The 26,582-nt window shown below is 36.3% G+C and carries 21 protein-coding genes; 11 read left to right on the forward strand and 10 right to left on the reverse strand.

Annotated elements, in window-relative coordinates:
• Positions 1-69 precede the first annotated feature (69 nt).
• From NQ163_RS07540 to NQ163_RS07570, 7 genes are all read right to left on the reverse strand, one after another.
• Positions 70-2,199 (reverse strand): Tex family protein, encoded by a 2,130-nt coding sequence (locus NQ163_RS07540; protein WP_268189691.1) that lies wholly within the window; start codon positions 2,197-2,199, stop codon positions 70-72.
• A gap of 215 nt (positions 2,200-2,414) precedes the next feature.
• Complete coding sequence (locus NQ163_RS07545) at positions 2,415-3,611, reverse strand: protoporphyrinogen/coproporphyrinogen oxidase (protein ID WP_268189692.1); 1,197 nt, start codon at positions 3,609-3,611, stop codon at positions 2,415-2,417.
• 19 nt (positions 3,612-3,630) lie between these two features.
• Positions 3,631-4,854: a DEAD/DEAH box helicase gene (locus tag NQ163_RS07550; protein WP_268189693.1), complete on the reverse strand. Its 1,224-nt coding sequence runs from the start codon at positions 4,852-4,854 to the stop codon at positions 3,631-3,633.
• Positions 4,855-4,931: 77 nt separating this feature from the next.
• Positions 4,932-6,119: a class I SAM-dependent rRNA methyltransferase gene (locus NQ163_RS07555; protein ID WP_268189695.1), complete on the reverse strand. Its 1,188-nt coding sequence runs from the start codon at positions 6,117-6,119 to the stop codon at positions 4,932-4,934.
• A 93-nt stretch (positions 6,120-6,212) separates the two neighbouring features.
• Positions 6,213-6,803 carry a 3'-5' exonuclease gene (locus tag NQ163_RS07560; RefSeq protein WP_268189696.1) on the reverse strand — a complete coding sequence of 197 codons (591 nt, stop codon included), beginning with the start codon at positions 6,801-6,803 and terminating at the stop codon, positions 6,213-6,215.
• 33 nt (positions 6,804-6,836) lie between these two features.
• A complete protein-coding gene (locus NQ163_RS07565) occupies positions 6,837-7,466 on the reverse strand; it encodes a DUF5063 domain-containing protein (protein ID WP_268189697.1) in 630 nt (209 codons plus the stop codon).
• A 131-nt stretch (positions 7,467-7,597) separates the two neighbouring features.
• A complete protein-coding gene (locus NQ163_RS07570) occupies positions 7,598-9,505 on the reverse strand; it encodes a RecQ family ATP-dependent DNA helicase (RefSeq protein WP_268189698.1) in 1,908 nt (635 codons plus the stop codon).
• 182 nt (positions 9,506-9,687) lie between these two features.
• Here NQ163_RS07570 and guaB point away from each other — a divergent pair, with 182 nt between their 5' ends.
• The 6 genes from guaB to NQ163_RS07600 all read left to right on the forward strand — a co-directional run bounded on the left by guaB (position 9,688) and on the right by NQ163_RS07600 (position 17,703).
• Entirely contained in the window at positions 9,688-11,157 is a 1,470-nt protein-coding gene (gene guaB / locus NQ163_RS07575) for an IMP dehydrogenase (protein ID WP_268189699.1), read from the forward strand.
• Between the two features lie 81 nt (positions 11,158-11,238).
• Positions 11,239-12,885 carry a peptidylprolyl isomerase gene (locus tag NQ163_RS07580; RefSeq protein WP_268189700.1) on the forward strand — a complete coding sequence of 549 codons (1,647 nt, stop codon included), beginning with the start codon at positions 11,239-11,241 and terminating at the stop codon, positions 12,883-12,885.
• Entirely contained in the window at positions 12,878-13,717 is an 840-nt protein-coding gene (locus NQ163_RS07585) for a hypothetical protein (protein ID WP_268189701.1), read from the forward strand. The genes NQ163_RS07580 and NQ163_RS07585 overlap by 8 nt, the downstream gene beginning before the upstream one ends.
• A 10-nt stretch (positions 13,718-13,727) precedes the next feature.
• On the forward strand, positions 13,728-15,080 hold the full coding sequence (locus NQ163_RS07590; protein ID WP_268189702.1) for a peptidylprolyl isomerase: 1,353 nt from the start codon (positions 13,728-13,730) through the stop codon (positions 15,078-15,080).
• Positions 15,081-15,160: 80 nt separating this feature from the next.
• Positions 15,161-16,126 (forward strand): AAA family ATPase, encoded by a 966-nt coding sequence (locus NQ163_RS07595; RefSeq protein ID WP_268189703.1) that lies wholly within the window; start codon positions 15,161-15,163, stop codon positions 16,124-16,126.
• A gap of 5 nt (positions 16,127-16,131) precedes the next feature.
• The gene (locus NQ163_RS07600; RefSeq protein ID WP_268189704.1) at positions 16,132-17,703 is read left to right on the forward strand and encodes an OstA-like protein; all 1,572 of its coding nucleotides are present in this window, start codon (positions 16,132-16,134) and stop codon (positions 17,701-17,703) included.
• A gap of 62 nt (positions 17,704-17,765) precedes the next feature.
• On the opposite strand, the gene NQ163_RS07605 is transcribed toward NQ163_RS07600, so the two are convergent.
• The 3 genes from NQ163_RS07605 to NQ163_RS07615 form a co-directional block, all read right to left on the reverse strand.
• Complete coding sequence (locus NQ163_RS07605; protein ID WP_054714819.1) at positions 17,766-17,987, reverse strand: DUF2795 domain-containing protein; 222 nt, start codon at positions 17,985-17,987, stop codon at positions 17,766-17,768.
• A gap of 57 nt (positions 17,988-18,044) precedes the next feature.
• Positions 18,045-18,605, reverse strand: coding sequence for a cob(I)yrinic acid a,c-diamide adenosyltransferase (locus NQ163_RS07610; protein WP_268189707.1), 561 nt, complete (start codon positions 18,603-18,605; stop codon positions 18,045-18,047).
• A gap of 98 nt (positions 18,606-18,703) precedes the next feature.
• Positions 18,704-19,432, reverse strand: coding sequence for a hypothetical protein (locus NQ163_RS07615; RefSeq protein WP_268189708.1), 729 nt, complete (start codon positions 19,430-19,432; stop codon positions 18,704-18,706).
• Positions 19,433-19,525: 93 nt separating this feature from the next.
• Here NQ163_RS07615 and recG point away from each other — a divergent pair, with 93 nt between their 5' ends.
• The 5 genes from recG to rsxC all read left to right on the forward strand — a co-directional run bounded on the left by recG (position 19,526) and on the right by rsxC (position 26,535).
• Positions 19,526-21,631 (forward strand): ATP-dependent DNA helicase RecG, encoded by a 2,106-nt coding sequence (gene recG / locus NQ163_RS07620; protein ID WP_268189709.1) that lies wholly within the window; start codon positions 19,526-19,528, stop codon positions 21,629-21,631.
• A 135-nt stretch (positions 21,632-21,766) separates the two neighbouring features.
• Positions 21,767-23,152: a hypothetical protein gene (locus tag NQ163_RS07625; protein ID WP_268189711.1), complete on the forward strand. Its 1,386-nt coding sequence runs from the start codon at positions 21,767-21,769 to the stop codon at positions 23,150-23,152.
• 655 nt (positions 23,153-23,807) lie between these two features.
• The gene (locus tag NQ163_RS07630) at positions 23,808-24,236 is read left to right on the forward strand and encodes a SoxR reducing system RseC family protein (protein ID WP_120238821.1); all 429 of its coding nucleotides are present in this window, start codon (positions 23,808-23,810) and stop codon (positions 24,234-24,236) included.
• A 4-nt stretch (positions 24,237-24,240) separates the two neighbouring features.
• Entirely contained in the window at positions 24,241-25,191 is a 951-nt protein-coding gene (locus NQ163_RS07635; RefSeq protein ID WP_110361560.1) for a Fe-S cluster domain-containing protein, read from the forward strand.
• A gap of 15 nt (positions 25,192-25,206) precedes the next feature.
• The gene (gene rsxC, locus NQ163_RS07640; protein ID WP_268189713.1) at positions 25,207-26,535 is read left to right on the forward strand and encodes an electron transport complex subunit RsxC; all 1,329 of its coding nucleotides are present in this window, start codon (positions 25,207-25,209) and stop codon (positions 26,533-26,535) included.
• Positions 26,536-26,582: the final 47 nt, after the last annotated feature.

Below are 26,582 nucleotides of genomic sequence, written 5' to 3' on the forward strand. Positions count from 1 at the left end.
TTACAAGGGGCTTGCAATCGATGCTGCAGGTTGCAGGAGTAAAAACCCACCTTTACAAGCCTTCCTTATTTACTGCTCACAATCTTTCATCGATAGTTGGATGCGTTTTCTGGCCACATCAACCTCAATTACCTTTACATTTACATGCTGATGCAATTGAACCACATCGGCCGGATCGGATACAAATCGATTGGCCAATTGCGAAATGTGCACCAAACCGTCCTGCTTCACACCCACATCAACAAAGGCACCAAAGTTGGTGATATTGGTAACAATACCTGGCATCTCCATTCCAACTTCAAGCTGTTCTATTTTATAAATTCCCTCTTTAAACTGGAAGACTTTAATGGCAGTTCGCGGATCGCGTCCAGGCTTTTCAAGCTCTTCCATAATGTCCTTTAAGGTTGGCAATCCTACTTCATTGCTCACATATTTGTTCAAATCGATTTGCTTGTGCAGATTTTTGTCGGCAATCAAATCGGCAACAGAACAATTCACATCCTTAGCCATTTGTTTTACAATGCCATAAGATTCCGGGTGAACTGCCGAATTGTCCAATGGATTTTCGGAATTTGGAATTCGCAGGAAACCGGCACATTGCTCGAATGCCTTCGCACCCATTCGTTTCACTTTCGTGATCTCCTTACGGGATGAAAAAGCTCCGTTCTCGGCACGGTAATCTACAATATTCTGAGCCAACTGTGGTCCCAAACCCGATACATAAGTCAACAAGTGCTTACTGGCTGTGTTCAAATTCACACCTACCTTGTTCACACATGATTCCACCACCTGATCCAAACTCTGTTTCAATAAGTTTTGATCCACATCGTGCTGGTACTGTCCTACTCCAATCGATTTGGCATCGATTTTTACCAATTCTGCCAAAGGGTCCATCAAGCGTCGGCCAATGGATACCGCTCCACGAACCGTAACATCATACTCAGGGAATTCCTCACGTGCCACTTTCGATGCTGAATAGATTGATGCTCCTGCTTCGCTCACCACAAAAACTTGTACTTTTCTGTCGTAATGAAGGTTGGTTACGAATCTCTCTGTTTCTCGACTTGCTGTTCCATTCCCAATGGCTATGGCTTGTATGTTGTAGGTTTCCACCATATTGGTCAGCTTTTTGGCTGCCATTTTTCCCTGATTTTGGGGTGCATGCGGGTAAATGGTTTCATTGTGCATTAGGTTACCCTGTGCATCCAGGCAAACTACCTTACAACCTGTTCTGTAACCCGGATCGATTGCCAAAACACGCTTCTGCCCAAGCGGCGATGCCAGCAGCAATTGGCGCAAGTTTTCGGAGAACACACGAATGGCCTCTTTGTCGGCTTCCTCTTTCGATGATTTGGCAAACTCCGTTTCAATCGAAGAGCCCAATAATCTTTTATAAGCATCCTTTACTGCCACCTCAACATGATCGGAAGCTTCGGTATTTCCTTTTACAAAGATTCTGTTCAATCTGTCCAATACGTCATCTTCATTGGGCGCAATTTCCAGGCGTAAAACGCCTTCTGCCTCTCCTCTTCTCAATGCCAACATTCTATGCGATGCACATCTTTTCAATGGCTCTTCCGACTGGAAATAATCTTTGAACTTCTCTCCCTCTTCCTCTTTGCCTTTAACTACCTTAGAGCGAATAAGCGCCTGACGTTGGAAAATGCCACGAACCGAGTTACGGGAAATTTCATTCTCGTTTACCCATTCTGCAATAATATCACGTGCACCTTGTAATGCTTCCTCCTCATTGGCAACCTCATCATTTACAAACTGACTTGCTCTGGATTCTACATCGCGCTCAAGCTGTTTCATCAGGATCTTAGCCAAAGGTTCCAATCCTTTTTCCTTGGCTTTTACTGCCCTTGTTTTTCGCTTTTGTTTGTATGGCAAATACAAGTCTTCCAACTGATTCAGTTCCGTACAAGCCTCAATTCTGGCACGAAGTTCGTCAGTCAGTTTCTCTTGTTTATCAATGGCGTCAATAATACTATCTCTTCTCTTGTCAAGCTCTGTTAATCGAGCCAGTTCCTCTTTTACATTGGCAATCTGAACTTCGTCCAGGCTGCCTGTCATCTCTTTACGATAACGAGCAATAAATGGCAATGTGGCTCCCTCGCCAAGCAATTGCATGGTATTTTCAACCTGAAAAGCCTGCAATTGCAAGCTTTTCGATATTTGATCTATGTATTTTTTCATCCTTCAATCTGATATTTTGGTATTCCAACTTTAGTTCGAATTACCAATATTTTCGTATTGGTTTTATGAAGACTTGAGTTCTAATTACAATTGAGAATCTCACTTGAAGTGAGAGTCTCAAGCCTCATCACTTTTGGTATCCAAATTATAAATGAGTGTATCTAAATTTCTCAAGAATAATCGTAATTCGTAATTCTTGAGAAATTTAGATACACTCATTTATAATTCCCAACATAACGCTCAAATTCCTGCTTCGATCGCTCAACGCAATCCTCTAGAGAAAGGCCGTTAAAGTAGTTGCCGGTGATGTAAATTCCCGTTTCTTCGGCCAAGTGCTTGATCTTTGCCATTCTTTCGGTATGACCAACCTTGATTAGTGGTAATTTGTGTTTTGCCTCTACGGTTTCGGCATCCAAAGAATCAAGGCATAGCAATTCAGTCATAAATTTTTCCTGTTCCTCTTTGCCAATATGATTTTCTTCAAAGTGAAATGCGAAGCCTCTCATATTATCATGAGTCATTACATCACGTGTAACCATTGAAAAGCAAGGGCCTTGCAATGGAATTATAAAGCTTACAGGATCGAAATTCAACTTTTCTTTCGGCAGAACAACCGTTCTCGACTCAATATTTTGAATTGGATAATCTGCCAAAACAGACGATAAATCAGAGTTCAAATCTTTACTTAGTTCCGAAGCAAGTTTAGGAGAAACAGCCAGTGCAATGTCTTTGGATGCAAATACATCACCTGCTTCTGATTTCACTTCAAAACCTTCCTGATTTTTAGTAAGCTGATTAATTTTTGTATTGAGCTGAATCTTGATATTCTCATGTGCAGCAAGAGCTTCCATAAAGCTCGACATCCCTTTTTTAAGAATAAAACTCTTAGGGTGTTCCTTACTTTTGGTTTTGCGTCGTTTTAGAAAATATTCAGCAGAAAAATGATCGGCATTCTGCACAATTACCGCACTAAACATGCGGGTAAAAACATTGTTGTAGTTCTTTCGACCTACAATTTTACCAAAGTATTCTTTAACGGTTTTTCCATCTCGTTTCGAGAAAAACAAATTGGGAACCGATCGTATTAACTCGAACTTATTTACCCCCGACATGATTTTCTCGTGCTTATCGGTAAACACTTTCATGCCAACCTTCTCGCGAGCCACAATGTCTTGTTCCAACTCATTTTTCTGAATCAAATCAATTAAATTGGCATAGGTCGCATAAAAAGTATGTGCTCCCATTTCAACCCAGAAATCATCTTTGTAATAAGTATTTAAACATCCGCCTACCTTATTGGCAGCATCAACAACTAGCACTTTTTTTCCCGATCGGGCAATATGATTTGCGAGGCTTAATCCACTTATTCCGGCGCCGATCACAATCATGTCGTAAGATTCAGCTTGGGTCATTTTTCTTTGGTTAGGGTTATTATTTTTTATTGTTTGTTCTATTTGTCTTTTTTCGTTTAAAAAACTTGCGCTTGCCGTTTGACTTGGGTTTGGTTCTGGGATTGTACTCTGGTGCTTCTCCCAATTCAGCAGGAACCGGAATCTTGAATACATCCGACTCAATTAGATCTTCGATTTTCTTAAAGTCGTTCTGATCCTTTTCTGTAATAAAAGTTAAGGCAACTCCTTCCGATTCTGCACGTGCCGTACGTCCCACTCTGTGCACGTAATCCTCAGCATCGTTCGGAACATCAAAGTTGATTACCAAATCGATTGAATCAATATCAATTCCCCTGGCAATAATATCTGTAGCAACCAATATTTGATGTTTTCTATTTTTGAATTCGCGCAACACTTCTTCTCGCTCACTCTGCTCCAAATCGGATTGTATCCCGGCTGCTTTAAACTTGTGCTTTTTCAGATCTTTTGTAATGGCTTTTACATTCACTTTCGTGGATGAGAAAATAATTACACTTTTCAGATCTTTTCCTTCCAACAAATGGTTGATCAAAGGAATTTTCTGATTTTCGTATAGCATGTAGGCAGCTTGTAAAACTCCCTCAGCCGGTTTCGAAATTGCAATATTGATACTTTCCGGTTCCACCAAAATCTCCTCTGCCAGTTCCCTGATTTTTGGAGGCATTGTAGCCGAAAACATTAGATTTTGTCTCTCTTTCGGAAGAAAACTAACAATCTGCATCAAATCATCAAAGAAACCCATATCCAACATTCTGTCGGCCTCATCCAAAATCAAATGCTTCAACTTCGAAGTATCTACATAACCTAAATTCAGGTGCGAAATCATTCTACCAGGAGTAGCAATTACTACATCTGCACCTTCCATCAAGCCCTTTTTCTGCTGATCCCATACCGATGAATCACCTCCTCCATAAACAGACAATGAAGTAATGGAAACAAAGTATCCAAATCCTTCCATTTGCTGATCGATTTGCATGGCCAACTCGCGTGTTGGAACCAATATCAAGGTACTAAAGCCCTCAATTTGATTCTTTTGAATTTGGTCCATTACCGGAAGAAGATATGCTGCCGTTTTACCTGTACCCGTTTGGGCACAAACAATCATATCTTTTTTTTCTATAATCTTGGGGATAGATAACTCCTGAACCGGAGAAGGTGTTTCGAAGCCCATGGCTTCCAGTCCTTCCATTATTTCAGGAGAAAAATCAAATTCGGAAAATTTCAACTAGTTTCGATTTAGTAATTAATACCAAGAGAGTTTTGCTCTCTTTTATAAGCCATATTGAAGATACAAAAAAATGTCTATTCAACATACAAAACCAAACCTTTCAGGTATTCCCCTTCAGGATGGTAAATATTCACAGGATGATCGGCTGGCTGTGTCAATTGATGTAACACACGAACGGTTCTTCCAGCATTAGCCGCAGCCACAAACACTGCTTTTCTAAAATCCTCTTTGCTAACCGCCTGCGAACAAGAGAATGTAAATAGAATTCCTCCAGGCTTAATCTGTTCGAATCCTTTTTTATTTAATCGCTTGTATCCTTTCAAAGCATTATCTAAAACCTTCTTGTGTTTCGCAAATGCAGGTGGGTCAAGTACAATTAAATCATATTTTTGAGATGATTGATCTAAAAATTTAAATGCATCTTCGGCAAATGCTTCGTGGCGCTTATCGCCTGGAAAGTTTAGCTCAACATTTTCTTTTGTGATATCAATTGCGCGAGAAGAACTGTCAACCGAATGAACCAATTCTGCACCACCTCGCATGGCATAAAACGAAAATCCACCTGTGTAGCAGAACATATTCAGTACCGATCTTCCTTTTGAATATTGTTCCAATAAGTTTCTGTTCTCACGTTGATCGATAAAGAATCCTGTTTTTTGTCCTTTTAACCAGTCCACATTAAATTTCAATCCATTCTCCAATGCAGTAAACGATTCTGTTTCACCAAACAAGTATCCATTCTTAGGCTCAATTCCCGATTTAAAAGGAATGGTTCCTTCTGACTTATCGAAAACAGCCACCAAATCATCACCAAATACAGTTTGTAATGCTTCAGTAATTTCTCCGCGGTGTAAATACATTCCAACCGAATGACATTGAATCACTGCTGTTCCGGCATAAAAATCAATAATCAAACCTGGCAATCCATCTCCTTCTCCATGAACCAACCTAAATACATTATTGTCTTCTCGACCATAAAGATCCACGGCCTTTCTCATTTGACAAGCAGAACGAATTTTCTCTACCCAAAAGTTCAGGTTAATTTCTCTCTCTTCAAAGCTTAGAATACGAACTACAATTGAACCAATTGAAATGTGTCCAATGGCTAAAAATTCATTTTGATCGTTATAAACTGAGACCAAATCGCCTTCTTGTAAGCCTTCATCTACTTTACTTACCGCTCCTGAAAAAATCCACGGATGGAATCGTTTTACAGAATGTTCCTTTCCTTTTCTCAGGTATACTTTTGGATAATCTATCATTTAGAAATGTATTTTTTTACTGATTAACGAATCTTAATTTTAAGCTATTCGTTGTAAATTGACTGCAAGCAGCCATGGTATTTTGTGAGATTCTTACAATTCTTGTTCTGTAGCTTTCAATCTTTCAAAAATCTTTAAAGATACCCATGCATCTGTTGCAGCATATCTTAACTGACCAGGACTCAATGTTTCTGCCTCCCAATTGGATACTTGTTGTCTTTTTGAAATTCTAAAATTCAATACAATAGCAGAAAGTTTTTTCAATGAAAAGCTTTCAATTCCAAAATTGGAAACATAGTCTTGCAACTCCAAAAATCCATTGGCATCAAAGTCGTTCAACTTTTGCAAGCCTCTGATATCGTCTTTTATTGCTGCTCCAACTTTCACAATATTTGGATTATTTAGCAAGTCAATAATTTCTTCAGGAAGCCCTATTTTATTGATTCTAAACAAGAATGTTTTAGAGTTAGCTGCCAACTGTAGCAAAGCAACATCGTTTACTTTTCCTTTTTTAAACGACGGTCGGGTTTCTGTATCAAAACCTAAAATAGAATATTTTTTAAGGTATTGAACGGCTTCGTACAGATCTTTATACTCATCAACAAGTATAATATCTCCTTCGAAAGCCTTTAACGGCATTTTGTTTGCTTCTTCGCTTGTAATTGATTTTTGAAATGGCAACATTTACTACTCTTTTACTCAGGAAATTTGTATTCCTTATTCATTGTCTTCGCCCCATTCTCTCTTACGTTGCGAGAAAATAGATCCACTCATGTCTATGTTATCGATATTTGAATCAGCATCTAATTCCGATTCATCATCTAAATTAATTTTATCGGCAGCCAACTTGTGCATTGCTCTTAGCGAATTAACTAGTTTTTGACCCCAATATTCGTAAAAATGGTTGTTTAAATCCCAAAGTGCATCATTCATTACCTCAACAGTTCCAATCTTATATGAAGTAATAAAATCTTTAAGATCCTGATAAATATCGGCAAAATTTTCAGAAATAGAAGCTACCAATGGTGTATCGCTATACTCCATGTCGTTCTCAAACACTTCTAAAAACTCATTGTGAGCACCCATTTTATTTTTTACCGATGAATGAATGAATTCCCAATCAGATTCAGTCACAAATTTTTCAACCTCCTCCTCTAATTCATTCTCATTTTTTGGTAACATGCACGCTTTTAAATAAAGCAGTGGCAATAATTTTTGAGCTGTTTCAACAAACTCAACTTTCGAAACTTTTGAACTTGATTCCAACAACAAACAAAATTCGTTTGCTACCGTTACAAATTCAATAACATTTTTAGAATATACTACGTGTTCAAATTGATCTTCCATCTTTATTTTTTCCTACAACCTTGCAAAAATAACAAGATTTTACGAATAATAAATCCTTAGTTTCCAGTCGGCATATAAGATTTGACCAATAGGCCTGTTCTATCCCCTTATATTATTGGTTAAATTATGAACTAAATTGGAATGTATTTTATTCGATTACCACTCTGGCAATCTACCTCTTCGTTGTCTTTTAAATGTTGAATTACTTCTAAAATCTTATCATCCTTGTATTCTAAACGATCCACAAGTTCATCAATGCATAAATAATCATTTTCAATTAAATTCAAGATCGCATAATAGATTTCCTTGAACTCTTCTTCGCTCAGCTCTTTCTCTTCTTTGCTTTTACAAATATCACACATCCCACAATCGGGAGCATATTTTTGCCCGAAATATTCCAGTAAGAATTTCGAACGACATATGTTTTCCGATTCTGCATAATCAATTACCGATTGAATTTTACTTTCAAGATTTTCCTTTCTTTCCTGGTAAACCTCTTTACTCAATTTAATAAAGCTGACAGGCAATCGCTCCTGGGCATATAATATAAAAGGTGTTTTCTTTCTTGGGATGTATTTTATGATACCATACTTCGATAATTCTTTTAGGTATTCAATTATTAATTCTTTTTCGGCTTTAATTCTTTTGGATAAAGTATCGATATTAATAGGAACATAATCGGTAAACAAACCAGTATACGATCGTAAGAGTATTTTTATAAAGGCATCAAAATCTTTATTGGCCACCTGGAACTTATACAGATCATCGCGTTGGACTGCAAAATGTATTCTCGACTCATGCTCCAAATCATCTGTCAATTCGATGTATCCCGCTCGTTGCAATATCTTTAATGCACTAAAAGCCTGCAGAACATTAAATTTAAAATTCTGACAAAACTGCCCCAAATCAAAGTCGAAAACCGCATCCTTGCCAGCTCCTTCCGCCACTTGCAAAAAGTTCCCCAATGCCTGGTAAACTCTAACAATCATATCCTTTTCGGGAAATGATGTTTTTATTCTTTTCAGCAACTGTACCTTATCGGGATTTGAATACAGCATTACAGCATAAGCTCTTTTGCCATCTCTTCCTGCTCTTCCCGCCTCCTGAAAATAGGCTTCCAATGTATCCGGCAAATCCATATGTACAACGGAACGCACATCCGATTTGTCGATTCCCATACCAAAAGCATTGGTTGCTACCATAACCTGCACAATTCCTTTTCGCCATCTTTCCTGACGAAAATCTTTCACTTCGTTCGGCAATCCTGCATGATAGAATTCTGCTTTTATGCTATTATTTTTTAGGAACTCGGCCAACTCCTTGCACTTTTTCCTACTTCGTACATAAACAACCGAACTTCCTTTTTGCTTGTTCAGAATCTTGAGCAGATATTTTGGCTTGTCCTCGGTTTCTCTGACCAGGTACACCAAATTTTTACGCTCAAAACTTTTTCGATATACGTTCTTCTCAGGAAATCCAAGCTTTTCCTGAATATCAGAAACTACATCTTTTGTTGCCGTGGCGGTTAATGCCAAAACCGGAACATCAGGCAAAAGTTCACGAAGCGAAATTATTTTCAAATAGGAAGGACGAAAATCATAACCCCACTGCGAAATACAATGCGATTCGTCCACAGCAATTAGGCAAACATTCATTTGCACAGCCTTCTTCCTAAATAGATCTGAACTTATTCTCTCTGGAGATATGTATAAAAACTTCACATTCCCGAACAAACACTTATTCAGAATGTTTTCAATTTCATGTCTTGAAAGCCCGGAGTACAACAGTTCAGCCTTAATTCCCTTCTCTCTTAAATTTTGAACCTGGTCTTTCATTAAGGCAACCAAAGGCGAAACCACCAAACAAATCCCTTCCATTGCCATAGTCGGAACCTGAAAAGTTAAAGATTTACCTCCTCCGGTTGGCATTAAGCCCAAAGTATCTTTTCCTTCTGAAACCGATTTAATAATTTCATCCTGCAAAGGACGAAACATTCCATAGCCCCAATATTTTTTTAGAACATCCTTAAATCGATCCATTTATTTATTTTCCAGTTTATTTATGGTCTTTTTATTCACTTTTTCTATCAATAAAACAGTTTAAAAATACTAACTTTTGGGTGGAATTAAGTCAATTAACAATTTTTAGTATTTGTAATCAAGTTCTATTCCGCTATTTTTTTGTATTTTCGCATGCAATTTAAATCTAAAATTATTGCATAATGTCATTCGTATCTGATAAAATTATTTCTGACGGTCTAACGTTTGATGATGTTCTCTTGGTTCCTGCTTATTCTGAAGTACTTCCTAGAGACGTAAGTTTAAAAACTAAGTTCTCCCGTAACATTACTCTTAATGCTCCAATGGTGTCTGCTGCGATGGATACTGTTACCGAATCTGCTTTGGCAATTGCCATTGCTCGTGAAGGTGGTATTGGTGTAATTCACAAGAACATGAGTATCGAAGCTCAGGCAAAACAGGTATTAACTGTAAAAAGAGCTGAAAACGGGATGATTTACGACCCTATTACAATTCCTCCTTACAAAACTGTAAAAGATGCTTTGGCATTGATGAAGGAATTCAAAATTGGTGGTATCCCTGTTGTTGACACAGATAAATCACTATTAGGTATTGTTACCAATCGTGATTTGCGTTTCGAATTGGATATGGATCGTCCAATATCAGAAGTAATGACAAGTGAAAACATTGTTACCACTTCCGATTCAACTGATTTGGAAAAAGCAGCTGAAATTCTTCAAGCTCACAAAATTGAAAAATTACCAGTTGTTGATTCAAAAAACAAACTAATTGGTTTGGTAACCTATAAGGATATTACCAAAGCAAAAGATAAGCCATTGGCTTGTAAGGATGAGAAAGGCCGTTTGCGTGTAGCTGCTGCTGTTGGTGTAACTGGTGATACATTGGATAGAATCGAAGCTTTGGTTCAAGCAAATGCCGATGCTATTATTATTGACACCGCTCATGGTCATTCGAGAGGTGTTGTTGAAGTACTAAAAACTGCAAAGAAAAAGTTTCCTGACATGCAGTTTATTGTTGGTAACATTGCTACTCCTGAGGCTGCAAAAATGCTGGTTGACGCTGGTGCTGACGCTGTTAAAGTTGGTATCGGACCAGGTTCTATTTGTACCACTCGTGTTATTGCTGGTGTTGGTGTTCCACAATTAAGTGCAATCTACGAAGTATCTAAAGCTCTTAAGGGAACTGGTGTTCCTGTAATTGCAGATGGTGGTTTGCGTTACTCTGGTGATATTGTAAAAGCAATTGCTGCCGGAGCAGATTGTATTATGGCAGGATCACTTCTTGCTGGTGTTGAAGAATCACCGGGAGAAACCATTATTTACAACGGTCGTAAATTTAAATCGTATCGTGGTATGGGTTCTGTTGAAGCAATGCAACACGGTTCAAAAGATCGCTACTTCCAGGATGCAGAAGATGATATCAAGAAATTGGTTCCTGAAGGAATTGTAGCACGTGTACCTTATAAAGGAACTCTTTATGAAGTAATCTATCAGTTAATTGGTGGTTTACGTGCAGGTATGGGATATTGTGGTTCTGCAAGTATCGAAGAATTGCACAATGCCAAATTTGTTAAAATTACAGCTTCGGGTATGGCAGAAAGTCATCCACATGATGTTGCGATTACTCGCGAAGCTCCTAACTATAGCAGATAATTTTATCGCATATATTTCGGTAACCCGTTATGGTACGGGTTACCGTTTTCTTTTTTAGAATATTTACCATATAATTACTGAATGAGGAAGGGTTTATTATATCTGATTACAGTTTTATATTGCTCGTTGGCAAGTTACGGGCAATACAATTCAACAGATACCCTTTTTAGCATTAATGATACTTCTTATCCTTCGGCTCCATTTTTAGAACTTTATGAGAGTAATAAGCTTCGCGATCAACACAACAATCCGCTTTCTCTAAAAGAATCTTTAGATTTATACATCGATTTTCATCTCAAAGCTACTGAAGCCAGAAATCTTCAATTTGACACTTTACCCGAAGTTATTCAGGAAGTTGAAACCTATCACAATCAAGCATTCAATGCTTATTTGTATCCCGTAAAAATCAATCAAAATTTACTTGAAGAAACCTTCGAAAGAATTCAATATTTCGTAAAGCCTCGTCATATTTTAATTAAGATTGAAGGCAGAGCAACGCCGAAAGACACACTTGAAGCTTACCAGGAAGCTAGCAGAATCTATTCATTATTAAAGGATGGTAAGAAGTTTTCAAAACTTGCCAATCAATTTTCTGATGATTTATCAGCTAGAAAAAACAATGGTGAACTAGGATACATTACAGCTTTCGACATGGATTACGCCTTTGAAACCGCTGCATACAATACGTCAAAAGACAAGTACTCCAAACCTATTCGATCTCCTTACGGATACCATATTATCCAAACTATTGACAGGATTAAAAATCCGGGAAAGGTGAAAGTTAGACACCTTATGCTTGAGTTTAAAAAGAAAAACGAAAAAAATAAGATCAAAATAAAAGCCGATTCTATATACCAACTTCTTCAATCAGGAGTTGATTTTCCCGAATTGGTTCAAAAATATTCCGACGATGTAAGTTCGATAAAAAACAATGGTGTTTTGCCATGGTTTGGACTATTCGAAACCCACCCAACAATTGAAAGAACTGCTTTTAATTTAAAAAAGACAGGAGATTTTTCACAGCCAATGAGAACTGAATTTGGATACCACATTATCCAGCTTTTGGATAAAAAGGAATATAATAATCTTGAACAATGCAAGGGTGAATTAATTAAGCTTTTGGAAGAAGATAGCAGATCAAGAATTTCAGAAAGTGAATTAATCAAGCAGTTGAAAGAAAGATATCAATTCGAGGAAAATAAGAATTTACTATCAAATTTTTACTCGATTCTGGATTATGCTTATGCAGAACTGTGGGAAACTTTATTTTCGATAGAAGATATAGATTACTCTCAAGAAAAGTTTTCTGAATTCCTAGGCAAACAAGCTTCGAAAGATATTTACGAAAATTTTGAAGATTATATCAATAGATTATATGTTAATTTCTCAAACACTTGTATCTTAGCATACCACAAAAATAAACTTGCAGAAAGACATCAAGAGCTAAAAACATTGCTGGATGAATACGAAAATGGAATTCTAGTTTATTTTATCACAAAAGAAACAATATGGAATAATATTTCAAACAAAGAAAAAACAAAAGAATATTACATTAACAATCAGCACAAATACAAAACAAAAGCTGATTACGAAACAGTTAAAGACATTGTATTGGAGGATTACAGAGCTTGGCTTGAGGAAAAATGGTCGGAAGAACTTAGAAAGAAATATTCTGTAAAAATCAATCATCCAGCTTTAACAAATTTGCGAACAAATAAGAATGAATAAATACATACTTACAATAATTTTACTTGCAGGCATGATTGCTTGTAATTACAATCAGAAAGAAGACAAGGCGGTTGCTAAAGTAAATCAGAAATTTTTATACATGAGTGAAGTATCAGCTGTTGTTCCTAATGGAAGCACCAAAGAAGATAGTATACTTATTGCTGACAACTACATTCACCAATGGATAAAAAAACAATTAATTATTTCAAAAGCTGAACTTAACCTTTCTGAAGAAGATAAAGATGTTAGTAAAATGGTGGAAGATTATCGTTCCTCTTTAATTATTCACAAATACCAGCAACAACTTTTAGAGCAAAAACTTGATACCGCTGTTGCCTCTTTTGAAATTGACAATTATTACAGACAAAACTCTGGCAACTTCATATTGAATCGAAACATTATCAAAGTTTTATACATTCAAATTTCAAAGCCTGTTCCCGATTATAAAAAAATTCAAAAGCTTTATAAATCAGAAAAAGAAGAAGATTGGGACGAATTGGAAGACTACTGTTTTCAGAATGCCACAAAATTTGATAATTTTAGCGGGCAATGGGTAAATGCAAAAGAACTATTATATAGAATCCCTTTCGAATTTAGAGATGAAGACAAATTATTAAAAAGTAGAAAACACATTGAAACAGAAGATTCGACATACAGGTATTTTGTTGCCATTAAAAATGTTGAGTTCAAAAATAATGTTGCTCCTCTTGATTTTGTGAGAGATGACATTAGAAAAATAATAATCAATAAACGAAAAATAGAATTCATTAAAAATCTCGAAGAAAACATCTATAGAGATGCAGAATCGAAAAATAAATTCAAAATTTATTAAACCATAAAATATGCGTTACATTTTTAGAAAAACTTACACGGTGTTAACACTGTTGTTACTGAGTATTCTTACTCTTAATGCTCAAGACAATGTGGTAGATAAAATCATTGCCGTGGTTGGTAATCAGGTTGTATTAAAATCGGATGTTGAGCAAAGATTTATCAGTCTTAAGGCTCAAGGATATACATCGGGTAGTGTTGACTTGAAAACCGAAATTTTTGAAGATCTGTTGATTCAAAAACTTATGATTGCCCAAGCTGCGATTGATAGTATTGAGGTAACCGAACAAGAAGTTGAGGATGATCTTGATCGTAAAATGGAAATGTACATTCAAAGGATAGGTTCGAAAGAAAAATTGGAACAATATTTTGGCAAATCAATTCTTGACATGAAAAATGATTTGCGAGAACCTACCAGAAACGAACGCATTAAAGAAAAGATGCAGGCAGAAATCACAAAAGATATCCACATTACTCCTGCTGAAGTTCGTGATTTCTACAATAAACTAAACAAAGACAGCTTGCCTACAATTGCTGGTAAACTAGAGGTACAACAAATTGTTCGATATCCAAAAGTTACTGATGACGAGAAAGACAGAATTAGAAACAGGTTAAGAGAATTTAGAGACAGAGTACATAAGGGTGAGAGCTTTTCTACATTGGCAGTTCTTTATTCTGAAGACCCGGGAAGTGCTCGTCAAGGTGGTGAATTAGGCTATACGCCCAGATCTAGTTTGGTACCAGAGTTTGCAAACGTAGCTTTTAACCTAAAAACGGATAAAGTTTCTAAGATTGTAGAAACTGAATATGGATTTCACATCATTCAATTTATCGATAGAAAAGGAGAAAGAATTAATGTGCGTCACATTCTTCTTAAACCAAAAATCGAAGAAGAAAAAAGAAAAGAAGCTACTACACGTTTAGATAGTATTGCAGATTTAATTAGAAATGAGAAATTGAAATTTGATGAAGCTGCATTTTATTTCTCAGCTGATAAGGATACCAGAAATAATGGTGGTTTGATTGTTAATCCATATACTGGTTCATCTAGATTTGAAAAAGACAATTTGCCACCTGCAATTGCTCAACAGATTAATAGCTTAAAAATCAAAGAAATTTCGGAGCCATTTTTAGATGTTTCCGGAGGAAAGGATGCTTACAAAATCATCAAGATAAAATCAGAAACCAAATCTCACACAGCAAACCTATCTGACGATTGGAGCATTTTTGAGAATATGCTGACCAATCAAAAACAGCAAGATGTTCTTGATAAATGGATCAAAGAAAAACAATCTGGCACTTACGTTCACATTGATGATTCATACAAAAATGCAAAATTCAGATTCAAAGGCTGGCAAAAATAATTAAGCTTAAAATATTTTCTCAGACACAGCCTTTTTGCTGTGTCTGAATTTTTTCAAGGAAATCCAAATACTAAATCCTTATGAACTTTAAATCAGAAGTTGAAGCTGCTAATTCCTTACACGCCGATTACAAAAAGCTACTTGAGGAAATTGGTAAGAAAATTTATGGTCAGGATGAAATCATTAAAAAGGTATTGATTTCGATTTTTAGCAATGGACACTGCTTACTGATTGGTGTTCCCGGACTTGCTAAAACTTTACTTGTAAACACAATTGCACAGGTATTAGACTTAAAATACCAAAGAATACAGTTTACACCAGACTTAATGCCTTCTGATATTATTGGAACAGAAATATTAAACAATGAACGTAGATTCAATTTCATAAAAGGTCCTTTGTTTGCCAACATTCTACTTGCTGATGAAATCAACCGTACGCCGCCCAAAACTCAATCGGCTTTATTGGAGGCAATGCAAGAAAAAATGGTAACGGTAAATGGTAAAAATTACGAAATTGAAAAGCCTTTTTTCGTATTGGCCACACAAAACCCAATCGAGCAAGAAGGTACCTACCCTCTTCCTGAAGCTCAATTGGACCGCTTCATGTTTAGCATTTATTTGGATTACCCAAAATTAGAAGATGAAATTTCGATTGTTGAAAACACTACATGTGGCAAGGAAATTGCATTGAACAAGATTATTTCGGGTGAAAAGATTTCTTACTATCAAAAATTGATACAAAAAGTACCAATTAATCGAAATGTATTGGAATATGCTGTAAATTTGGCGGCAAAATCGAGGCCTAATACCGAGTTCTCGCATCCTATGGCAAATGAGTATATCAATTGGGGAGCTGGACCAAGAGCATCGCAATATTTGGTGGTTGGTGCCAAAGCACACGCTCTTCTTTCCGGAAAATATTCTCCGGATATCGAAGATGTAAAGGAAGTTGCAGTTTCTATATTAAGACATAGAATCATGAAAAACTACAAGGCCGAAGCTGAAGGAATTAGTGTTGAAGATATTATAACAGAATTATTAAAATAAAAGGAATGCCTTGCATCATTACAAAATATAAATCGATTATTCTATTCGTAGGAATATTCTGCCTTTTCTCATTTACGCTGGAAGCTCAGAAAAAATCATTAATTGAAATTAAAAACTCAGATGATATCAGAGCCGAATTAAAATCAGAATCACAACTTACTGTTTTCAATGGCAATGTATTTATAACCCATGAAAACATTAAGATGTATTGCGATAGCGTATATCAATTCAGAGGCGACAACAGAATTGTTGCATATGGTAATGTTCACATTATTAGCTCAGACACAGTTCACATTTATGGGGATGTACTAAAGTACTACGGAAACACCAAACTGGCTGAAATGCGTGACAATGTAAAGCTTAAAAATAAAACCGTTACGGTTACCACTGAATTTCTTGATTTTGACATGAATGAAAGTGTAGGTTACTATTTTAATGGTGGAAAAATTATAGACACAAACAATACGCTTACCAGCAGCATTGGAAGATATTACACGCGACAGGATTTGTTGTTCTTTAAAGATAGCGTAGAGGTTCTAAGTAATGACTATACTTTAAAATCGGACACACTAAAATACAACACGCTTAGTAAAACTGCTTTTATTTTAGGTCCTACTACCATCGAAAATGAAACTGAAACACTTTATTCGGAAGATGGATGGTACAATACAGCAACTGGAATATCGCAATTTTTTAAAAATACGACTCTTAATAGTAAAGCATATCAAATAAAAGGCGATAGCATTTACCTGGATAAAAACAATGAAACCGCTAGAATATTCGATAATGTAGAATTAAAAGACACGGTTAATAATATCATCTTGCAAGGACACTTTTTAGAAACTTTTAAGAATACCGAAGAAGCACTAATGACAGATTCGGCAGTTTTTATTCAAGTGGCCGAACAGGATTCTCTTTTTCTACACGCAGATACGCTTACCATATCAAAAGACAGTGCAGATTATGAACTAATAAAGGCTTTCCATCATGTGAAGTTTTTCCGACCTGATTTGCAGGGTAAATGTGATTCTCTGGTATATACCATGCAAGACTCCACTATCCGATTGTTTAACGATCCGGTTTTATGGGCACAGGGCAATCAGATGGTGGCTGATACCATAGGTATCGAAACACAAAATCAGAAACTAAAATATCTTCATTTTAGAGGTTCTTCTTTTCTAACGGCAAAAGAAGACAGTGTCTTTTACAACCAGATCAAAGGAAAGAACATGCTTGGTCATGTTAGAGACAATAAAATTTACCAATTAGATATTGATGGCAATGGTGAAACCATATATTATCCTAAAGACAAAGATATATTAATGGGAATGAATATTGCCAAGAGCAGTAATATTACAATACTTATAAAGGATAACAAAATCGATCAGATTAAGTTTATCAAAAAACCTGATGGCAATATGTATCCTTTGTTTGAAGTAGAACAAGAAATGCTATTCCTGAAAAATTTCCGTTGGTTCGATGGTGTTCAGCCAAAGTCAAAAGAAGATATATTTATATGGAGAAATACACCTCCACATACAGCTAAAAGCATATTAAAAGCGGAATCTACCGATTGATGAGCAGATTAAAGCAGGAAATAAAAAACGAGGTTTTGAAACAAAACCTCGTTTTTTATTTTTTAGTATTCATCTTCGTTGAATAAAAAATCTCCTTTGCTAGGGTAATCAGGCCAAATATCCTCAATACTCTCAAAAATCTCTCCCTCTTCCTCGATTTCCTGCAAATTTTCAATCACCTCTAGCGGCGCACCAGAGCGAATTGCGTAGTCAATCAACTCATCCTTGGAAGCCGGCCATGGGGCATCTTCAAGTTTTGTTGCTAATTCAAGTGTCCAATACATAAGTTCAAAATATTTTTAGGTTCCTTTATTCTGCGAATATAATTTTTTTTTCCGAATTTACAAGTCAGGCTCCCATTTTATTTCATCAGCCCCAACATCCTTTAAAACCTTACGTGATAACACAAATAAGTAGTCCGACAAACGGTTTAAGTACTTCAACAATAAGGGATTTATGTCAATTTCTATTGATAATTGATTGGCTCTTCTCTCTGCCCTACGACAAATTGTTCTTGCAACATGACAAAATCCATTTAAGGGACTCCCGCCAGGTAGAACAAAATTATTCAATTCTGGTAGCTCTTCATCCATTCTGTCCATCTCCGATTCCAACAATAATATATCATCTTCACTCAGATTTAGCTTTTGTTTTAAATCAGATTTTTCATCATCAGTAGCCAAACGAGAACCAATCAAAAACAACTTATTCTGTACGATATTTAAAACTTCCAGAGTTTTTTCTTCAATTTGATGAGATCGAATTAAACCGATGTAAGAATTCAATTCATCAACTGTTCCGTATGCTTCTAACCTCAAATGATATTTTGGAACACGTGTTCCACCAATAAGTCCGGTAGTTCCCTTATCCCCTGTTTTTGTATATACTTTAAATTTATCCATTGCTCTATTTTTTTGGCTAATACCTACAAGTTTGTCGGTAAATATTAGCAGTTATAACAAAGATAAAATTTTTTATTATTTAGAACGATTCTAAGAAATTATTTTTCCGTATTATCCATAGAAATTAAAATTCCAACAGAGTGTATGTTTAGGTAAAAATCAAATGAAGGAGAACATTTTAGGGTTTTCCAAGTTTCCAACAATAGGGGATTTCTATTCATGTTTTGAAAAACTAGAATAGAAGATCTGCCCAAAAATTGAGGATAATTAATTCTAAACAACTCAATATCTTCCATACTGGCCAAATTGGATATTACCACAAAATCAACTCCCTCTAATTCATTAAAATGTATAGATTCTACATTATTAATTTTAAGCTGCTTGTTAAAAATTTTAGAATTTATCTCTTCATTTTTAAGACAATCTCCAATACAGTGAAGTTTAATTCTAGAATCAACCTTGGCCATATATGCCTTCGTATAGCCCAAACCATTTCCAATAAACACAGGCTTTTTTACTTGATAGTAGTTCATCAATCGAAAAATCAAACGATCCACATCCTTTCCTCTTTTTAAATTTAGGATTTCCTCCTTCAGATAATTTGCACGACCTGCACTAATGGCAGCTGATTTACAAGATGCCTTCAACAATTTCACCGCCAATTCCCTGGTTTGTTGAAGATCACGAAAGGCATAATAATGAAGCTTAGCTCCGAATATATTAGTTATCAAATCAATTGCATATGACGAATGTTCTCCAAAGCCCTTTCGGCGATAAGTTCTTAAACGAATTAATCTTTTTTTTAGTCGATAACGAATTCCACTCATGCTAGTGTTTATGTATATTTGGCGAATTAAATTGTAAATTTGAGTTTCTCAACAATTAAAATTATTAGATTTTTTGAACTTTCAATACTTTAAATGTCTGAATTAGCTGGTCTGGATATAAAATTTTTAGCTGGAGTTGGTCCAAAAAGAGCTTCCATTTTGAATCAAGAATTATCGATTTATAGTTACGAGGATTTGTTGTATCATTTTCCGTACAAATACATCGATAGAACCAAATTCTATTCAATTCGGGAGATCAACTCAAAACTACCTTACATTCAGGTAAGAGGCCAAATCACAGGCATCGAAACTTTGGGTGAAAAACGTCAACAACGTTTGGTTGCTTATTTTACCGATGGTGAAAATACCATGGAATTGGTTTGGTTTAAAGGCATTAAATACATTAAAGGCAACCTAAAGCCAAATACCGATTACATTGTTTTTGGAAAACCTTCAGAATTCAACAGAAAGATTAATGTTGTTCATCCTGAAATAGAAGAAGCCAATAAAAGCAACGGGAAGATTAATGCTTCTCTTCAATCTTTTTACCTGACTACTGAAAAAATGAAGAATAGCTTTCTGAATTCACGAGCAATTCAGAAACTGCAAGAAAATGCACTCAAATCAGTAAATGGGAAAATACCCGAAACTTTACCTGCACCGCTGATCAAAAGACTGGGTTTAATCAACTTGCACGAAGCATTGCTGCAGATTCATTTCCCGCAAAATGCCGAGATCCTTAAAAAAGCACAATATCGCTTAAAGTTTGAAGAGTTGTTCTATATCCAACTCAACATTCTTAAAATGAAAATGAAACGGAAAATCCTATACAAAGGACATCCGTTCGCAAAAATTGGTGAATACTTTAACTCTTTCTACCAAAACAATTTGCCTTTCGAATTAACCAATGCACAAAAGCGAGTTATTAAAGAAATCCGCAAGGATGTTGGTTCCGGGAAACAAATGAATCGCCTGCTACAAGGTGATGTGGGTAGTGGTAAAACCATGGTTGGGCTGATGTGTATGCTTATGGCTCTAGACAATGGTTGCCAGGCATGTTTAATGGCTCCTACCGAAATTCTTGCAACACAGCACATGGAAAGCATTTCTGAATTTCTGGAAGGAATTGATGTAAATGTTGCTTTACTTACTGGTTCCACAAAACAAAAGGACAGACGCAGAATACACGAAGACCTTAAAAGTGGAGAGTTACAAATTCTGATTGGTACACATGCCCTGCTCGAAGATGTTGTACAGTTCAATAATCTTGGTTTGGTAATTATTGATGAGCAACACAGGTTTGGTGTAGCACAACGTGCCAGGTTATGGAAAAAAAATAACATTCCTCCTCACGTACTGGTAATGACTGCAACTCCAATTCCTAGAACTTTAGCAATGACTTTGTATGGTGATCTGGAAGTTTCAGTAATTGATGAATTGCCGCCAGGAAGAAAACCCATTCAAACGGTTCACTATTTCGAGAACAAAAGACGTCAGGTTTATCAATTCATGAAAAAGCAAGTTGATTTGGGAAGGCAAATCTATTTGGTATATCCGATGATTAAAGAATCGGAAAAAATGGATTATAAAAATCTGGAAGAAGGATATGAAAGTGTGGCCAGTGCTTTTCCTCCTGAAAAATACGGCATAAGCATGGTTCATGGTAAAATGAAACCTGCCGAAAAAGATGCTGAAATGCAAAGATTTGCGCAAGGTGAAACCAAAATCATGGTGGCAACTACCGTAATCGAGGTTGGTGTTAATGTACCCAATGCATCGGTAATGGTGATTGAAAGTACCGAAAGATTTGGTTTATCGCAGTTGCATCAATTGCGTGGTCGTGTTGGTCGTGGTGCCGAACAATCATACTGTATCCTAATGTCATCCTACAAGATTTCCAATGAATCCAGAAAAAGAATTGAAACCATGGTAAGAACCAACGATGGTTTCGAAATTGCCGAAGTAGATTTAAAACTAAGAGGTCCTGGAGATATTGAAGGAACACAACAAAGTGGTATTTCCTATGATCTAAAAATTGCTCATCTTGGTAAAGATGGTCAGTTACTACAATATGCAAGAGATGTTGCACAGGAAATTTTAGACGATGATCCACTTCTGGAAAAAGAAGAAAACTTCACTTTAGCCAAACAAGTAAAAAGACTTAGTAAGACAAAGGTAAATTGGAGTGTTATTAGCTAATTATTGAATAATAAATTTATACTTTTAAATTGTATTTTCAATATTATCCTTAATCCCAAAAGCATGCTCTTGATAATAAAATAGGGTTCATAATTCTTTGTTCGGTACACATATATCAATAACCAATATAACCATATGAAAAAACTATTACGACTCTCTATCTTGTCTATATTTCTGTGTGTAGGGAACCTGCATGCTCAAGAAGACAATTTATTTTACGGTTTCGATAATTCATTCGAAAACCTAAGCAATCCTGACTCCATCAGCCTTTTCACTGGTGCATTTGTCTTTGCCCGAATTGGTGGAGAAAACTATGCTGGTGCAAGATTTCAACCTGAATTGAACCTGGGAAAAGTAGGTGTAGGATTTGATCTTCCAATTTATTTCAACATAGAATCGGGAGAATTGTACAGCGACGAATTCAAAAATGGAGCTGGAATACTTCGTCTTATCAGCTATGTACGTTATGGTCGTAAGAAAAAAGATCCTGTTTTTATTAAAGTAGGGCAATTAAGAGGCGAATCTCTTGGCTATGGTAGCTTGTTAAATAACTACAACAACTCACCTAGTTTTGAAAAGCGAAAAGTAGGTGTTAGCTACGATTTTAGAATTAAAAAAGTTGTTGGTATCGAAGGTTTGTATAGCGATTTTAATCTTGAATCATTTAATCTGTTCGCCATTCGTCCTTATGTTCGTCCGTTTGGAGCTAGTGGAATTCCAGTTCTTAAAACATTAGATTTTGGATTCTCTTACATTAGCGATAAAGACAGAACCAATCGCTTTGGAGATGATACCGGGAAAAATGAATTCCTTTCTGATGGGATGAAAGCCTATGGTTTTGACATGGGAATCACTTTTATCAATTCCAATTTTATCAACCTTACCGGATATACCCACTTTAGCAAAATGGCAAAAATTAAATCAGATTCACTGGCCAGATATCATCAGGCAATCCCTCCTGCGCAAGGATATGGCGCAGGAAAAGGTATGGGAATTGGTGTTAATGCCAATATGAATGTCGTAGGCAATTTCTTTAGATTGAATTCGAGAATTGAACGCCTTTGGTATACCGACAATTACCTGCCGCAATTCTTCGATGCGCATTACGAAATCAATAAGGATGCAAAAATTGCTGCATTGGGCGATGCTAAAAATAAGCAGGGTATTTACGGATCCTTAACCGCTTCGTTAATGGATAAAGTTTTAGTTGGAGGTAATTTACTTCTGCCTGATAATGTAAGTAAAGAAACCCCTGCCACCATGCAGCTAAATCTTAAAACGAAAGATTTATTCGATAAGATTATTATTGAAGGATATTATACAAAAGCCAATTTGGTTGATTTTGGTGATGCTTTTGAATTCGATGAGAATTCATTGGCATTAATTCGTTTCGCATATAAAATAAGTCCTATTATAGCAACAGGAATAGACTACAAATGGACCTGGAACAAGCAAGATGATGGAAGTTTTAAAGCTGATAATTCGGTAATGCCTTATGTGGCATTGCGTTTTCAATTCTAAGCAAGATAAATATACACCTAAAATATTTGCCCAATGTATTTTAATGCGTTGGGCATTTTTTATAAAGCTACCTGAGCTGCAATAGCTATATTAATAAGCTACCCAAGTACCTTCAACAACCTACTTTACCTGTTTGCTAAACCAGGTAGATACTGTAAAATACAGGTTCTATACTCCAATTAATACAAGCTCCTTTACAATAATCACATGTAAAGTTTATTTTTTAACACTTTACAGGTAATACACTCTTATCAAAATTAGGAATTCAAAAAAGGGGAAAGTCTCTTTGTGGTTCAATTTAATTCTGCATGAAAATTCACATTCCTCGACTCCTGTTGTTCCAGAGACTTCAATCAAGCACCCATTATCTAAAAGCAATCTAAATTATCTCGTTTGCAGAAAATACAAAAATTAGCGATTTTTTTCTTGAATAGCCCAAACTAACTGTATTCAATATAGATACATGAAAAATTGTAATCTCTACATTACAAAAGCAAGGAAGTCCCTCTATTTAAACACGCTATAAATAGACTTTTTCAGGATGGAATGTGACCTAAAGTGTTAATTTTGTTGCCATGTGTTAAATAACATACCTATTTAAAGGCGCTGATAAACAGCGAACAAACACATACACTAAATAAAAAGGGGCTAAATCATGAGTACTCCCAAACAAATTGATCATGAGGGGACTATCCTGGAAATAAAGGATGGTAAGATTACAGTCGGAATTGTTAATGTTTCGGCTTGTGCAGGTTGTCACGCTAAAGGAGCATGTACAATGTCTGACATGAAGGAAAAATCAATTGATGTTATTGATTTTAGCAACAAGTATTCAGTAGGAGAAAAAGTCAAATTAACTTATCGCGAATCCTTAGGCTGGTTTGCATTAATGTTGGCATATGTACTCCCGTTTATTCTTGTGTTACTTGTTCTTTTTATAGCAACATCAATTACTAACAACGAACTAATAAGTGGTTTACTATCATTGGCAGTTTTACCACCTTATTATATCATATTGTCCTTTTTTAAAGGACGTTTAAAGAAAACGTTTTCATTTACAATAGAAAAAATCGTAAACATTTAATTCTATGAGCATTATAGCTATCACTATTCTGGCTTTGTGTGCGATTGGTGTTACAGCAGCAATTATCCTGTATTTTGTAGCCCAAAAATTCAAAGTGTACGAAGATCCTCGAATTGACGAGGTTGAAGAAGCATTGCCTGCAGCAAACTGCGGGGGTTGTGGTTATCCGGGTTGTAGGGGTTTTGCCGAAGCATTGGTAAAAGCCGACGACATCTCAAACTTCAACTGCCCTGTTGGTGGAGCTGCAGTAATGTCACATGTAGGTGCCCTTTTAGGACACGAAGTTAAAGCAGCAGACCCAACTGTTGCTGTTGTACGTTGTAACGGAACTTGCGAGAACCGTCCGAAAACAAATCAGTACGATGGAGCAGCTTCCTGTTCCATTGCTGCATCGCTTTACAGTGGTGAAACTGGTTGTCAGCACGGATGTTTAGGTCTTGGCGAATGTGTTGAAGCATGTAATTTCGATGCAATGTATATGGACGAAGAAACTGGTCTTCCTGTTATTATTGAAGACAAGTGTGTTTCTTGTGGCGCTTGTGTTAAAGCTTGTCCGAATAACATTATTGAGCTTCGCAAAAAAGGACCTAAGAGCCGTCGAATTTTTGTGTCTTGTGTAAACAAGGACAAAGGGGCAGTGGCGAAAAAAGCTTGTAATGTAGCATGTATTGGTTGTCGCAAATGTGAGAAAGAATGTCCTTTCGATGCAATTACAGTAGAAAACAACCTTGCTTACATCGACTACAACAAATGTAAATTGTGTAGAAAATGTGTGGTAGTTTGTCCTACCAATGCAATACATGAATTAAACTTCCCTCCTCGTAAAGAGAAGCCTGCTGCAAAACCTGATGCTAAAACAGTAAAACCTGCAGCTGCTAAAGCGGAAGTTAAAGATGCTCCTAAAGCTGAGCCAAAAGCAAACGATTCGAAAGAAGAAACATCTGATAACAAATAAATAGGAGGATAATCAGTGTTAAAAACATTTTCTATAGGAGGTATTCATCCAGCAGAAAACAAACTATCTGCTGAAAGCGCAATCCAGGCATTGCCAATACCCCAAATGGTTAGCATTCCAATTTCACAACATATTGGTGCTCCAGCTACACCAATCGTTAAAAAAGGCGACGAAGTAAAAGTAGGACAACTAATTGCTAAATCTTCAGGATTTGTATCTGCAAATATTCACTCTTCTGTTTCCGGAACAGTATTCAAAGTAGATGATATTTTGGATGCTAGTGGTTTCCGCAGAACCTCTATCATTATTAAAGTTGATGGAGATGAGTGGTTAGAGCATATCGACCGAAGCGAAGAATTGGTAAAAGATATCAAAGCAAGTAAAGAAGAAATCATCAAACAAGTTGGCGATGCTGGTATCGTTGGTTTGGGTGGTGCTACTTTCCCTGCTCATGTTAAACTTTCAGTTCCTCCAGGAAAAACTGCAGAGGTTTTAATCATTAATGCTGTTGAGTGTGAACCTTACTTAACCTCTGACCACAGAATCATGTTGGAAAAAGGTGATGAGGTATTGGTTGGTACTCAAATCTTAATGAAAGCTCTTGAGGTAAACAAAGCAATTATCGGTATTGAAAATAACAAACCAGATGCAATTGCTCACCTTACAAAACTTGCTGCAAACTATAATGGAATTGAGATTTGTCCATTAAAAACTCAATACCCTCAAGGTGGTGAAAAGCAATTAATTTCTGCTACCATTAAGCGTGAAGTTCCTTCAGGAGCTCTACCTATTGAAGTTGGTGCTGTTGTTCAGAATGTTGGTACTGCTTATGCAGTTTATGAGGCAGTTCAGAAAAACAAGCCATTAATTGAGCGTGTTGCAACTGTTACTGGTAAATCATTGAAGAATCCTTCAAACTGGATGTTCCGTATTGGTACCCCGGTTAAAGATATTATCGAAGCTGCAGGTGGAATGCCTGAAGATACTGGTAAAATTGTAGGCGGTGGTCCTATGATGGGAAAAGCATTATCAAGTGTTGATGTGCCATTGACAAAAGGTAGTTCAGGTTTATTGCTTCTTCCTAGAGAAGAAACTGCACGTAAAGCTACAAAAGCTTGTATCCGTTGCGGTAAGTGTGTTTCTGTTTGTCCAATGGGACTTGAACCATACTTGCTAATGGTATGTGCTGATAAGAAAGATTACGAGCGCTTAGAAAAAGATGCAGTAATGGATTGTATCGAATGTGGTTCTTGCAGTTTCACTTGCCCTGCTCACCGTCCTCTATTGGATTACATCCGATTAGGAAAAGGTAAAGTGGGCCAGATTATGAGGGCACGTAAATAATTAGGAATTATGAGTTACAAATGATGAATTACTATTCACTAATTAAC

This window comes from Marinifilum sp. D737, from assembly GCF_026672275.1.
GTDB lineage: Bacteria > Bacteroidota > Bacteroidia > Bacteroidales > Marinifilaceae > Marinifilum.

Coding starts and splice junctions, on each gene's coding strand:
- NQ163_RS07540 (WP_268189691.1), bottom strand. CDS start 2,199: ATGAAAAAATACATAGATCAAATATCGAAAAGCTTGCAATTGCAGGCT.
- NQ163_RS07545 (WP_268189692.1), bottom strand. CDS start 3,611: ATGACCCAAGCTGAATCTTACGACATGATTGTGATCGGCGCCGGAATA.
- NQ163_RS07555 (WP_268189695.1), bottom strand. CDS start 6,119: ATGATAGATTATCCAAAAGTATACCTGAGAAAAGGAAAGGAACATTCT.
- NQ163_RS07560 (WP_268189696.1), bottom strand. CDS start 6,803: ATGTTGCCATTTCAAAAATCAATTACAAGCGAAGAAGCAAACAAAATG.
- NQ163_RS07565 (WP_268189697.1), bottom strand. CDS start 7,466: ATGGAAGATCAATTTGAACACGTAGTATATTCTAAAAATGTTATTGAA.
- NQ163_RS07570 (WP_268189698.1), bottom strand. CDS start 9,505: ATGGATCGATTTAAGGATGTTCTAAAAAAATATTGGGGCTATGGAATG.
- guaB (WP_268189699.1), top strand. CDS start 9,688: ATGTCATTCGTATCTGATAAAATTATTTCTGACGGTCTAACGTTTGAT.
- NQ163_RS07580 (WP_268189700.1), top strand. CDS start 11,239: ATGAGGAAGGGTTTATTATATCTGATTACAGTTTTATATTGCTCGTTG.
- NQ163_RS07585 (WP_268189701.1), top strand. CDS start 12,878: ATGAATAAATACATACTTACAATAATTTTACTTGCAGGCATGATTGCT.
- NQ163_RS07590 (WP_268189702.1), top strand. CDS start 13,728: ATGCGTTACATTTTTAGAAAAACTTACACGGTGTTAACACTGTTGTTA.
- NQ163_RS07595 (WP_268189703.1), top strand. CDS start 15,161: ATGAACTTTAAATCAGAAGTTGAAGCTGCTAATTCCTTACACGCCGAT.
- NQ163_RS07600 (WP_268189704.1), top strand. CDS start 16,132: ATGCCTTGCATCATTACAAAATATAAATCGATTATTCTATTCGTAGGA.
- NQ163_RS07605 (WP_054714819.1), bottom strand. CDS start 17,987: ATGTATTGGACACTTGAATTAGCAACAAAACTTGAAGATGCCCCATGG.
- NQ163_RS07610 (WP_268189707.1), bottom strand. CDS start 18,605: ATGGATAAATTTAAAGTATATACAAAAACAGGGGATAAGGGAACTACC.
- NQ163_RS07615 (WP_268189708.1), bottom strand. CDS start 19,432: ATGAGTGGAATTCGTTATCGACTAAAAAAAAGATTAATTCGTTTAAGA.
- recG (WP_268189709.1), top strand. CDS start 19,526: ATGTCTGAATTAGCTGGTCTGGATATAAAATTTTTAGCTGGAGTTGGT.
- NQ163_RS07625 (WP_268189711.1), top strand. CDS start 21,767: ATGAAAAAACTATTACGACTCTCTATCTTGTCTATATTTCTGTGTGTA.
- NQ163_RS07630 (WP_120238821.1), top strand. CDS start 23,808: ATGAGTACTCCCAAACAAATTGATCATGAGGGGACTATCCTGGAAATA.
- NQ163_RS07635 (WP_110361560.1), top strand. CDS start 24,241: ATGAGCATTATAGCTATCACTATTCTGGCTTTGTGTGCGATTGGTGTT.